This window comes from Pseudoalteromonas sp. ESRF-bin5, from assembly GCF_002632075.1.
Classification (GTDB): Bacteria; Pseudomonadota; Gammaproteobacteria; order Enterobacterales; family Alteromonadaceae; genus Pseudoalteromonas; species Pseudoalteromonas marina.
This window is the reverse complement of record NZ_NTLW01000216.1, coordinates 1-12,144: the sequence shown is the minus strand read 5'-3', so window position 1 is coordinate 12,144 and position 12,144 is coordinate 1. Positions and strand designations below refer to the sequence as shown.

General features: G+C 39.3%; 9 protein-coding genes. 4 read left to right on the top strand and 5 right to left on the bottom strand.

Features of this window, described 5'->3' with window-relative positions:
- Positions 1-587, bottom strand: a 587-nt coding sequence (locus tag BCG07_RS13030) for a c-type cytochrome (RefSeq protein WP_286890485.1), incomplete at its 3' end; no start/stop codon positions are given.
- Positions 588-867: 280 nt separating this feature from the next.
- On the opposite strand from BCG07_RS13030, the gene yihA reads away from it, so the two are divergent.
- Complete coding sequence (gene yihA, locus BCG07_RS13025; protein ID WP_008133243.1) at positions 868-1,545, top strand: ribosome biogenesis GTP-binding protein YihA/YsxC; 678 nt, start codon at positions 868-870, stop codon at positions 1,543-1,545.
- Here yihA and BCG07_RS13020 read toward each other — a convergent pair.
- The 3 genes from BCG07_RS13020 to polA all read right to left on the bottom strand — a co-directional run bounded on the left by BCG07_RS13020 (position 1,542) and on the right by polA (position 5,897).
- On the bottom strand, positions 1,542-2,060 hold the full coding sequence (locus BCG07_RS13020; protein WP_006793063.1) for a DUF1285 domain-containing protein: 519 nt from the start codon (positions 2,058-2,060) through the stop codon (positions 1,542-1,544). The two genes, yihA and BCG07_RS13020, sit on opposite strands and share 4 nt — an antisense overlap.
- Positions 2,057-2,644, bottom strand: a complete 588-nt coding sequence (locus BCG07_RS13015) for a YceI family protein (RefSeq protein ID WP_277053930.1) — start codon at positions 2,642-2,644, stop codon at positions 2,057-2,059. Before BCG07_RS13015 ends, BCG07_RS13020 begins: the two co-directional genes overlap by 4 nt.
- Before the next feature lie 517 nt (positions 2,645-3,161).
- Entirely contained in the window at positions 3,162-5,897 is a 2,736-nt protein-coding gene (polA, locus tag BCG07_RS13010; RefSeq protein ID WP_277053929.1) for a DNA polymerase I, read from the bottom strand.
- Positions 5,898-6,420: 523 nt separating this feature from the next.
- On the opposite strand from polA, the gene elbB reads away from it, so the two are divergent.
- The 3 genes from elbB to BCG07_RS12995 all read left to right on the top strand — a co-directional run bounded on the left by elbB (position 6,421) and on the right by BCG07_RS12995 (position 10,406).
- On the top strand, positions 6,421-7,068 hold the full coding sequence (gene elbB / locus BCG07_RS13005) for an isoprenoid biosynthesis glyoxalase ElbB (protein ID WP_058428228.1): 648 nt from the start codon (positions 6,421-6,423) through the stop codon (positions 7,066-7,068).
- A 216-nt stretch (positions 7,069-7,284) separates the two neighbouring features.
- Positions 7,285-7,680, top strand: coding sequence for a c-type cytochrome (locus BCG07_RS13000; RefSeq protein WP_277053928.1), 396 nt, complete (start codon positions 7,285-7,287; stop codon positions 7,678-7,680).
- A 161-nt stretch (positions 7,681-7,841) separates the two neighbouring features.
- Entirely contained in the window at positions 7,842-10,406 is a 2,565-nt protein-coding gene (locus tag BCG07_RS12995; RefSeq protein WP_286890481.1) for a bifunctional diguanylate cyclase/phosphodiesterase, read from the top strand.
- A 9-nt stretch (positions 10,407-10,415) separates the two neighbouring features.
- Here the strand turns inward: BCG07_RS12995 and BCG07_RS12990 are convergent.
- A partial coding sequence (locus tag BCG07_RS12990) for a 3'-5' exonuclease (RefSeq protein WP_286890479.1) occupies positions 10,416-12,144 on the bottom strand: 1,729 nt, incomplete at its 5' end.

Below are 12,144 nucleotides of genomic sequence, written 5' to 3'. Positions count from 1 at the left end.
TCTGTTAGCTTTTTAGCGATGTCACCCATCATACCGTTTAGGTCATTATGGCGTGTACCATTACGAAACTTTTCAAGTTGAGACTTTATGTACTCTGGATGCTGAAAAGACACTTTTGGAAACTTAGCTAACGATGAGCCGTTACCACGAGGACCATGACACGAAGCACATGAAGGAATGCCTCGCTCTGCATCACCCGCTTTATAAAGCATAGCGCCAACTTCAACGACGTCTTTAGGTGTTGAACCCTCTGACATGTTTAGTGACGAAAAGTAAGCTGCCAGATCTTTCATGTCTTGTTCGCTAAGTGGCATTGCCATTGCGCTCATTACAGGATCCATACGGCCTTCTTTCCCGCCTGATGTCATACCTAGTTTCAAATCCTGAAGTTGCTTTAGGATATAATCTGGGTGTTGGCCTGCAATTTTAGGGTAAATAGTAATCGGTGCATTACCGTCTGGGCCGTGACATGCCGCACACGTTGCTGATTTTTGTTTACCTGCGTTTACATCGCCATCAAATGCTGTTGCGTTGCTTGCTGACAACGCACCAAGCAATATTGTTAAAGATAGTGCTATTTTTTTCATGGTGAATTCTCTGTTCCCGACCCTGTATCATCTACAATCATGATGTTGCAATACATATATTCTACACGATAATAAATTCTCTGGCACGTTTTCTACACATATTAAGCTTATAATTTACAGGGTTTTGACTAAGGTGAAGCTTTAATATGCTTTAAATGTACCACAGACACTGATTTAAGGTATTTAAATACGCTTTTTAATACATCTTTTATAGTATAAAATACGTGCCCTAAGTAAATTTGGTTTACTTAACGTTATTTTTAAAGTTTTAGGAGAGCCTGTGCTCAAATCTCGTATCAAATATAATACCGCGTCTTTCGTTACAAGCGCTCCAGACATTACTAAATTACCTGCTGATACGGGAATTGAAGTTGCGTTTGCGGGTCGTTCTAATGCAGGTAAATCAAGTGCGCTTAATGCATTAACCGATCAAAAATTAGCACGTACGAGTAAAACCCCTGGGCGAACTCAGTTAATTAATACGTTTGAGTTAGCTGATGTTGATAACATGCGCCTAATAGATCTACCAGGCTACGGTTTTGCCAAAGTACCAATTGAAATGAAGAAGAAATGGCAAAAGTCATTAGGTGAATATCTTCAAAAACGCCAAAGCTTAAAAGGAATAGTTGTTTTAATGGATATTCGTCATCCGTTAAAAGATTTAGACCGCGACTTAATTAATTGGGCGATTGGAAGCGAGATTCCAGTATTGGCCCTGCTAACAAAAGCTGATAAATTAAAGCAAGGTGCAAGAAAGGCACAAGTACTACAAGTTCGCCGCGAACTAAGCGAGCTGGACGGTGATATTACTGTCCATGCATTTTCATCTTTAAAAGGCACTGGATTACCAGAAGTAGCTAAAAAACTAGACGAATGGTATTTAGGCCCCGTTATCGCGGTACCACCTGTAGAAAAAGTAGCTGACGAAAGCAGTTCAGACACAAACACTGCAAGCTAACTTAAGTAAAACACCTCACCTGCAGATTGAATAAAATAGCCGAGCTCATCAGACTCGGCTTTTTCTGCCCACTGATAAAACACACTTCTTGCTATACGTGCACTACAACCAAAAGGTAATATTAAATAAGGTACTTTAGCGCCCTTATAATTTTTTACCCGTAAGGGCTGTTGCTGGCAAACAATCCACTGCCTGGCTAAATTATCAATACAACACAAAGCCTCGCCTTCATTAGTTTGCTTTAAAAACCAATCAACAATAATAAACGGCGCATCTTCTACTGTAATCGTTACTTTTTCGATAGGTGTTTTTAAATAAAAATGTGCACCCTCTTTGCACAATACAGAAGCAAACAATTTGACCATAGGTAGTCTTGTTATTTTACTACCATCGTAAAACCATTCCCCTTGGTCGTTAATAACGATTGGCAACTCACCACAATGAGAGGGTTGCCAACTATCAAAGGGCTTACTCGGCTCACTTAACTGTTTACTGAGCTCATTAAGCGAAATCACTGTTTATTAAGCGTTAATGCAAATGAAACTGGGATAGCCGTTGCAATCGAAGGCAAACCAGCAAGCTCTTGTAACTGTTTAACTCCCTCTGTCACACCAAAGTCGCCACTATTTATGATGACTGGCGTGAATGAAGCAAGCGTCAAATCACCACTTTTATTGCTATTTACCAGCACATCAATTGAAAGTGATTTTTTGTTACCATGAAAATCAAGCTCTGCGCTAATACCTTTTAATACGTAACTACCCGGTTTTTTAATTATTTCTAACGATGGCTTCAAATTAGCTGTTAGCACGGCTTTTGGGAATGTATTTACTTCAAATAACAGGCTTGTAAGCCTTTGATTACGAATAGGTATATACGTTTCTACTGATGCTAAATCTATATAAACATTAAACTCACCTTTATCGTTAAGCTTACCTTCGATTGCAGTGAAGTGATGGGCTTCTGCAATCGTGTCTTTCTTTATAGAAACAAAACTTACCTGGCTTTTATCGTTGTCTAGCAGCCAATTAGCAAAGGCAAAATTAGACATAAGTAAACTTGATAACGAAAGGCCTGTAATCACTAACGCTTTAAACATAACGCACTCCTTTAAACACATAGATGAAGGTAAAACCTCATTGAATACTATCATTTAGAAATAACATAAACCATACTAAAATATGAGATTGTAATATCGCAACTAATACTCGCTATAATTACGGGGTTTAAACGTAAAGATGATCACAATAGAAGTAATAATTAGGTCGAGAATACTGAAAAGTGCGGAATAAAAAACGGCCTAATAAAAGGTTATTAGGCCGATATAGCAAACTGGGGAGTCGCTAACAATTTGTTGCATCTTTACAGACGCATCATCAACAGGATGTCCTACAGAGTAGGACGGGCGGGACTTTAACAAAAGCGCGCATAAAAATACAATCATATTCTGCATTAATAGTTAGAATTGACGAACATGTAACCATTTGGCATAAATAATTACCTATTTTAACTAATTATTAACTAAATTCTGTTTATATAAAATTGACCGGTAAGGTACTACTATTTTTAATACACATAAAAAAAGCGCCTATTGGCGCTTTTATTATTTATAAAGTTTAGTGGGCTTGTTCCCAGTTTTCACCTTCGTCAGCCTCTACTATTAAAGGTACATCGAGTGAAGCAGCTTGTGACATTAACTCGCAAATTTGTTTTGTGTAAGCCTCTGCACAATCAGTTTTAATCTCAAATACTAATTCATCGTGCACTTGCATAAGCAGCTTCACGGTATTTGGAGCTTGTTCGTACACCCACTGATTAACACTTAACATAGCCTTTTTAATTATATCAGCAGCAGTGCCTTGCATAGGCGCATTTATAGCAGCACGCTCCGCGCCTTTACGACGGGCTCCGTTACGGGCATTTATTTCAGGTAAATGCAATCTGCGTCCAAATATTGTTTCAACATAACCATTTTCTGCTGCTTTTTCGCGTGTTGTTTCCATGTACTCTAATACGCCTGGAAAACGTTCAAAATATTTATCAATATAATGTTGAGCTTCATGGCGTGGTACATCTAACTGGCGGGCTAAACCAAAAGCCGACATACCATAAATAAGACCAAAGTTTACGGCTTTTGCTTTTCGGCGCATGTCTGTTGTTACGTCATCTAAATCAACACCAAACACCTCGGCCGCGGTCGCACTATGAACATCTAAACCGTTTGCAAAAGCATTAAGCAAACCTTTATCTTGTGAAAGATGCGCCATTATGCGTAATTCAATTTGGCTGTAATCGGCTGCCACTATTTTATAACCATCAGCAGCAATGAAGGCCTCTCGAATACGACGACCCTCTTCTGAGCGAATAGGAATATTTTGCAGGTTAGGATCGGTAGAACTTAAACGCCCTGTCGCTGTTACAGCTTGATGGTATGACGTGTGTACACGCTGTGTTTTTTCATTAACCATAAGCGGTAGTTTATCGGTATATGTTGATTTAAGTTTTGATAAACCACGGTGTTCAATAATAACCTTAGGTAACGGGTAATCATGAGCAAGCTCTTGAAGTACCTCTTCTGCGGTTGAAGGTGCACCTTTAGGCGTTTTTTTAATTATTGGCAGCTCTAGCTTTTCAAACAATAATACTTGTAACTGTTTTGGTGAGCTCAGGTTGAAGGGTTCACCTGCAATTTCAAACGCCTCTTTTTCAAGTTCAATTAAGCGCTCACCTAAACGTTGGCTATGCGCGCCAAGCATGTTGCTATCAATTGCAACCCCTGTGCGCTCAATATCTGAAATGACGCTTACCAATGGCATTTCAATCTCTTCAAATACCGATTTAAGCTTTTCATCTGCCTCAATTTTAGGCCACAGTACTTCGTGTAAGCGAAGTGTTATGTCCGCGTCTTCTGCTGCATAAGGCGCTGCTTTTTCGAGTTCAATTTGATTAAACGTCAGCTGCTTTTTACCCTTGCCTGCAATATCTTCAAAGCTAATATTTTTATGACCTAAATACTTTAATGCCAACGAATCCATATCGTGGCGCGTACCTACGCTGTTAAATACATATGACTCAAGCATAGTGTCAAATTTAATACCATTGAGTTCATAGCCGGCATTGGCTAATACGCTTTTGTCGTATTTAAGATTCTGCCCTACTTTCGCTTTATTAGCGTCAGCTAAAATTGGCCCAAGCTTTTGCATCACAAATTCAAGGCTTAGTTGATCTGGTGCATCGGGGTAATCGTGCGCAACAGGTAAATATGCAGCTTCTCCTGCTTTAACGCTAAAACTCATGCCTACTAATTGCGCTTGCATATAATCGAGGCTAGTTGTTTCTGTATCAAAAGCAAAAAGATCAGCGCCATTAAGTTGCTCTATTAACGTATCAAACTGCGCCTCTGTTAAAATAGTCTCGTAATGAGCCTCTTCAACTTTTGGTAATTCTGTTTCTTGCGATGGAACTGCTAAGTGAGTTTGTGCATCACTTGGGTTATCTAGTAGCTCAGCTAACCAACGACGAAATTCGCATTCACCATATAATGCAATTAACTCGTCTTTATTTGGTTCCTGCAATTTAAACGTATCAAGATCTGACTCAACCTCAACGTCACACTTAATGGTCGCCAACTCATAGCTTAAAGGTAAATGATCTAATGCATTTGCTAATTTTTCACCAATTTTACCTTTAATTTCGCCTGCGTTATCCATTACACCTTGCAGAGATCCATATTTTTGTAACCATTTTACAGCTGTTTTAGGGCCACAGCCTTCTACGCCAGGAATGTTATCAACCTTATCGCCCATCAGTGCTAGGTAATCAATTATAAGATCTGGGCCCACACCAAACTTTTCAACAACTGTGTCAGGATCTGAAATACTGTCGGTCATCGTATTAATGAGTGTCACATGCTCATTCACAAGCTGGGCCATATCTTTATCGCCGGTCGAAACCAGTACATGGCGTTTTTGCTCAGAGGCAATTCGCGCAAAGGTTCCAATGACATCGTCTGCTTCAACCCCTTCAATACTAATAAGCGGAAACCCCATTGCTTTAATAATACTGTGGATAGGTGCTATTTGGGTGCGTAAGTCGTCAGGCATAGGTGGGCGATTAGCTTTGTATTCGCTGTACATGTCGTTACGGAATGTTTTACCTTTGGCGTCAAATACAACCACCATATGCGAGGGATCATACTGTCTGATCAAGCTTTTCAGCATATTAATAACGCCATAAATAGCGCCCGTAGCCTCACCCTTAGAATTAGTTAGATGTGGAGGAGAATGATAAGCACGAAATAAATACGACGAACCATCAACTAAAATAAGTGGATTTTCGGGGATCTGAGCCATGGTGAATTTGGATCCTAAATGCTAAAAATTATGATAATTGTAAGCATGCCATAAGGGTTAAAATAAAACGACTATCAATTGATATTCGGTATTTTATTAAAATAAGAGCAAGCTGTGGATAAGTATGTAGATAACAGGCACAAATAATTCTTCCAAGGCCTATTTAAACGCCTAGAAAAATGATTAACTATATGTTTTAATTTAAAAAAGATAATACGAAGTTCTTTTTTTATTATTTTTAAACCAATGTGGAAAAAGGTTTTGTATGGCTACTAGTGCCATCATCTACTTTGGTTATTCGTGTCCAATTAAATAACCGGAGGAGTATTTTAGCATAATGGATCGAAGATCATAGCGATCCTTTATACTTTTTTTTATTGGTGCTAATTGTGAAATGGCATATGCCGCATTGCAACTTACTTAGCGGATAATTTTCACACAAAAATTAATTTAAATAGGCAATTTCGTCCGTGTTAAACTTCAAACTATAGACTGAATAAATTAAATCAAGGAGCACAAAAGCATGAAAAAAGTAGCCGTGTTATTAGCTGGAAATGGTGTATACGATGGTGCCGAAATTAATGAAGCCATTTTGACTCTTTTACACATAGCTAAAAATGGTGCAACCTACCAGTGTTTTGCACCAGACATAGAGCAACTTCACACTATTAATCATCTAACGGGTGAGGAAATGAGTGAAAAGCGTAATGTATTAGTAGAAGCTGCACGTATTGCCCGAGGTGATATAAAAGCGCTTAACCACCTTAATAGCGATCAATTTGACGCATTAATAGTTCCAGGTGGTTTTGGTGCTGCGAAAAACTTATGTGACTTTGCGGTCAAAGGCGCACAAGCGACCATTAACAACGACGTATTAAACGCCTGTAAAAAATTCGCTAATGCCAATAAACCAGCCGGCTATATGTGTATCGCGCCTGCGTTAACTCCATTTATTTACGACGATGCAAAAATCACTATTGGCAACGATAAAGACACAGCAGCCGCACTCACTAAGCTTGGCGCAACACACTTAAATTGTGATGTTGATGACGTTGTAATTGATCAACACAATAAAATTGTGACTACACCTGCTTACATGCTAGCGCAATCGATTGTTGAAGCAGATGCGGGGATCGAAAAACTTGTTAAATCCGTATTAGCATTAAATTGATTGTAACAAAGGTTATTTATTAGATGACCAGGTATATTGGCTAAATAAATACGCCAAGGCACTTATTTTTGTTGAGCTAACGCAAAAAGTAGCCAGTTTTTAGTAATAAAAATACCTCTTAGCATTTTATAAATTGCCTCAGAGAGTTATAATCGGCGTAATTTCCGTCATCTATATCGTGATTGATCACGTTCAAATCGAAGTGAGCAAGGCAAAATGAAAAAATTAACAGCATTAGCATTATTAGTGTTAGCAACTACAGCATACGCACAGCCATATGATAACTCTATGACTGAAGATGCAATTAAAAAGCGTTTAGCACCTGTTGGTGCTGTGTACGTTGAAGGTGATAAAACTGCAGTAGCAGCCGCACCAACAGGGCCTCGCTCTGGTGAGCAAGTTTACCAGGCTGCGTGCTTTGCATGTCATGGTACAGGCGCATTAGGTGCACCTAAATCTGCAGACGATTGGGCACCGCGTATTGCCAAAGGCAAAGATACGCTACTTGAGCATGCAATTAACGGCTTTAATGCAATGCCAGCTAGAGGCACATGCATGGATTGTTCTGACGATGAAATAAGCGCAGCAATCGACTTCATGACAGCAGAATAACGCTCAGTTATACATAAAAAAAGGCTTAACTTGTTAAGCCTTTTTTTATGCCCGAAATACCGCGTTAACCATTATTTTTATTAGAATATCAGCTTGACGCTAAGCACTAAAAGTGAAAGTATAAGTCTAATAACTATACAATAATAATATCGGTTACATCATTGGAAGATAAACTCCCTTCATCGCGTAGATTAGCGTATCAAAATAAACGCCTCAAAACCCTACTCGAAAAGTACAAGCAATCACACCATTTGCAAAATGCGCTTATCCAACTTTCTGAGCGCGCGAGTACGGTTGCGGAGTTAACACTACTTTATCCCGCTATACACGATATTTTACAAAAGTATGTTCCCAGTAAAAGCTTTTATGTTGTTTTACAAAACCAGCAGTGCCAAACATTAGAGCTTTCTTATTTTTCAGATGAAAAAGATGGCATTGCAGTACCACTAAACCACTCTAATAGTTTTGATGAAGGTGCTACCGGTTATGTATTTAAAGAAGGTAAAACCACATACTTTACAAAACAACAAATGCAAGAGGCAGCCGCTAACGGCTTATTCAAAGCGCTAGGCACACCCGCCGAACATTGGGTAGGTGTACCTGTGTACCAAGAAAAAAATATTATTGGTGTGTTAGCCGCTCAAAGCTATGACGTAAATCAAAGTTATAACTCCCAGCAAATACAACTTCTTGAAGTGATGTCGCTGTATTTAGCGACGGCGATAGAACGTGTAAAAAAACGTGAGTATTTAGAGTCAGAAGTAAAAATTCGCACTCGAGCACTGACTCAAAGTAACGATGCACTTAATCTTGAAGTAGCTAACCGTAAACGCGCGCTGCAACGTCAACAAATTTTATTTAAAGTATCTGAAATCGCCACTCAAGCTAAAAATCTTGATGATGCTTACGTTAAAATACATGGCATAATAAAAACAATTACCTACGCAGAAAATCTTTATATTGCACTCTATGACAAAGACTCAGGTTGGATATCATTCCCTTACTGTGTTGATGAATATAAGGAAAATACTCAGCCCCGTCAGTTTGCCAAAGGCTACAGCGAATTAGTAATAAGCACCGAAGAAACGCAGCTTATTAACCCAGAAAAAGCACAAGCATTATTAAATAGTGGCGTGGTACAACGTTCAGCCCCCGTTCCTAACAAACAAAAAGCGACGAGCTGGCTAGGTGCACCTTTAAAAACATCACAGGGTGTTATTGGCCTTATTGTGTGCCAAGCATACAACAATAAACATATTTTTAGTCAAGACGATAACGAATTAATTACGTTTGTATCGCACCAAATAGCGGCTGTTTTACAAACTAAGCTAGCAAATCAGGCTATAGCTAAAAGTCACCAAGAGCTTGAATTTAGAGTAAACGAAAAAACAAAAGAACTGCAACAAACTAATTTGCATTTGCAAATGCAAATTGAAGAACGAAAAAAAATAGAGCAACAGCTTTATCACGACGCCCATCACGATTCGTTAACAAGCTTGCCAAACCGCAGTTTATTTTTAACCCAATTAGAAAAAACACTTCAACATTTTCAGCGTTTTCCAGAGCGTCAATTTGCCGTTCTGTTTATTGATTTAGATAAGTTTAAAGATATTAACGACCAACTGGGTCACCAAGCTGGCGATCAGTTCTTAATTAATGTGAGTGAGCTTTTTTCACAATGCATTCGTGAGCACGATTTATTAGCCCGTTTGGGGGGAGATGAATTCGTTATTTTACTAACGCATTTAACCGAACCACAACAGGCCGAAGATGTAGCTAATCGTATTATCGATTTAATGAAAAAGCCTTTTAATATTAAAGGTACTTTGCTGCAAAGCGGCGCTAGCATTGGGATAAACTACTCAAAACAAAGCTATAAGCATACCGACGAAATTATTCGTGATGCTGATGCCGCGATGTATCATGCAAAGAATTCTGGAAAAAATCGTTACGAGCTGTTTCATCCGTTACTCACTCAATCAATAGCTGATGTAGGGCAAAAAGCACTGCATCATCTTGATGTCATGCCAATGGGCTTTAGAAGCTCAGAAATTATTACACTAAACGAGCAACAGCAATCTGAATCGCTATTTGAAGCGTTCGGTGAGCATCCTATTTTAGGGTTTACCAGTTTTGAGGTTTTGAAAAAATTTGCTACCGATAAAGAGCAACACTTAAAAGTAGAGTTGCAACTTCTAGCGTGTGCTTACACGCAGGCCATAAATGCAAATGTGGCAATGGCATTAGTACCGTGCTCTTGCTTATTACTTGAAAAACACGAATTTACTTTATTTGTTGATGTGTTAAATAAACAACGTGGCCCAAGCCAACTTTGTTTACTTTTTGATGAGCAAGAAATTCGCCATGCATGTGCTACTCAGCTAGAAAATCTTAAGCAATTATCTTTGTTAGGCTACTCAATTGGCTTAAATAATTTTGCTAAAGACAGATGTGAACTTAACCTATTAACCGATGTAAATTTTGACTATCTATTGCTTAGCTCCACCTTTAGCAAGCGAATATTGCAACAAGATAGTTACGACCTGCAACTACAAGGTGTGCTTCCTATCACTAAGCTCAAAAAAATGAAGGTCATTGCAAAAGGACCCTCTATTCTTAATTTTAGAGCCTTATTGGAGAAACATGGCTTGTCATATTTTGTTGGCAAACAGCATACACTAACGTGCTCTAAGCCAAATCAAGGACACCTCAGCCAGTCTATTTAAGCCTGAGTATTACTCAGGCTTTTTAAACATAGCACGTAAGTTTGCTACCCTGGCCTGCCCTTTTTCCATTCGCTCTGCCTGCGAACTAGGCGCCTTTTTGTTTTCAAATGCTAAATCATCTTGCGGTAACTCTTGCACAAATCGACTTAACTCTGTTTCAGAAGTTTCACCAAATTGACGGCGAATTTTTGCATAAGTTAGTGTTAACTCTTGCTGAGCACGCGTAATACCAACGTAAGCGAGTCGGCGCTCTTCATCTACATTGTCTTCATCAATACTTACCTGATGAGGTAATAACCCTTCTTCCATGCCAACCATAAACACATACGGATATTCTAAGCCTTTAGAAGCATGCAATGTAAGTAGCTGAACTGCATCGGACTCATCTTCTTCCTCGTTACGCTCAAGCATATCGCGCAGTGTAAGTTTACTAACCACCTCGGCAAGCGTCATCGGTTCATTGTCAGCGTCTCCGGTTAGCATGTCTGTGATCCAACGATATAATTCAGAGACGTTTTTCATTCTCATTTCAGCCGCTTTAGCACTGGGCGATGATTCGTATAGGTAGGCTTCGTAATTAATATTACGCACTAAGTCTTTCACTGCCTCTAACGTATCACTGCGTACCGCGTTATCTGACAATTCGACAATCCATCGAGCAAACCCAGCTAAAGCGTTAAAACCACGCCCTTTTAGCCTGTAACTCAGGTCGTTATCAAAACAAGTAGCAAACAAACTTTGATGTTTTTCGTTGGCTAAAGTGCCCAGTTTTTCAAGTGTTACCGTGCCTATTTCTCGTCTAGGCGTGTTTACTATACGTAAAAATGCGTTATCGTCGTCTTGGTTTACGAGCAAGCGTAAGTACGCCATGATATCTTTAATTTCTGAACGCGCAAAAAACGACATACCGCCACTTATTTTATAGGGTATGCGGTTGCTCATTAATGACTTTTCAAAGCCACGTGCTTGGTGATTACCACGATACAATATAGCGTAGTCTTTGTAGCTGGTGCGCTTCATAAATTTATGCGAAATAATTTCAGCAACTACACGCTCCGACTCATGCTCTTCATCACGACACCCAATAACTTTTATCGGCTCACCGTACCCTAACTCACTAAATAGTTTTTTTTCTATATCGTGCGGGTTGTTAGCAATGAGTATATTGGCAGATTTAAGTATTCGCTGCGCGCTTCGATAATTTTGCTCAAGCTTTATAAGCCTAAGCCCGGGGTAATCTTTACTCAAAAGAACAAGGTTTTGCGGACGTGCGCCACGCCATGAGTAAATCGATTGGTCATCGTCGCCTACTACAGTAAAGCGTGCTCTTTCACCTACGAGTAGCTTTACAAGCTGATACTGGCTGGTGTTGGTATCTTGGTATTCATCCACCAGCAAATACTTAAAGCGTTGCTGCCAACGCTCACGAGATGTTGCATTGCTAGTAAGTAGTAACGTAGGGATCATTATTAGATCGTCAAAATCTAATGCATTATAAGCACGTAATTGTGTTTGATAGCGCGCGTATAGCTGCGCGAATAACGCCTTTTGCGCGTCACGCGCTTCACGTATTGCTTGCTCTGGCAATACTAATTCGTTTTTCCAGCTACCAATTTCCATTTTAAGTAGCTTGAGTAAATCTTTGTCTTTTTTTAATTCATCTTCAGTGAGCTCCGACAACAGCTGGTTGGTATCTTGATCGTCAAACAACGAAAAACCAGGTTTAAAGCCAAGTGTA

What these genes read in the sequence shown, in the direction of transcription:
- BCG07_RS13015 (WP_277053930.1), bottom strand. Translation starts at nt 2,644, where the DNA reads ATGTTTAAAGCGTTAGTGATTACAGGCCTTTCGTTATCAAGTTTACTT.
- polA (WP_277053929.1), bottom strand. Translation starts at nt 5,897, where the DNA reads ATGGCTCAGATCCCCGAAAATCCACTTATTTTAGTTGATGGTTCGTCG.
- elbB (WP_058428228.1), top strand. Translation starts at nt 6,421, where the DNA reads ATGAAAAAAGTAGCCGTGTTATTAGCTGGAAATGGTGTATACGATGGT.
- BCG07_RS13000 (WP_277053928.1), top strand. Translation starts at nt 7,285, where the DNA reads ATGAAAAAATTAACAGCATTAGCATTATTAGTGTTAGCAACTACAGCA.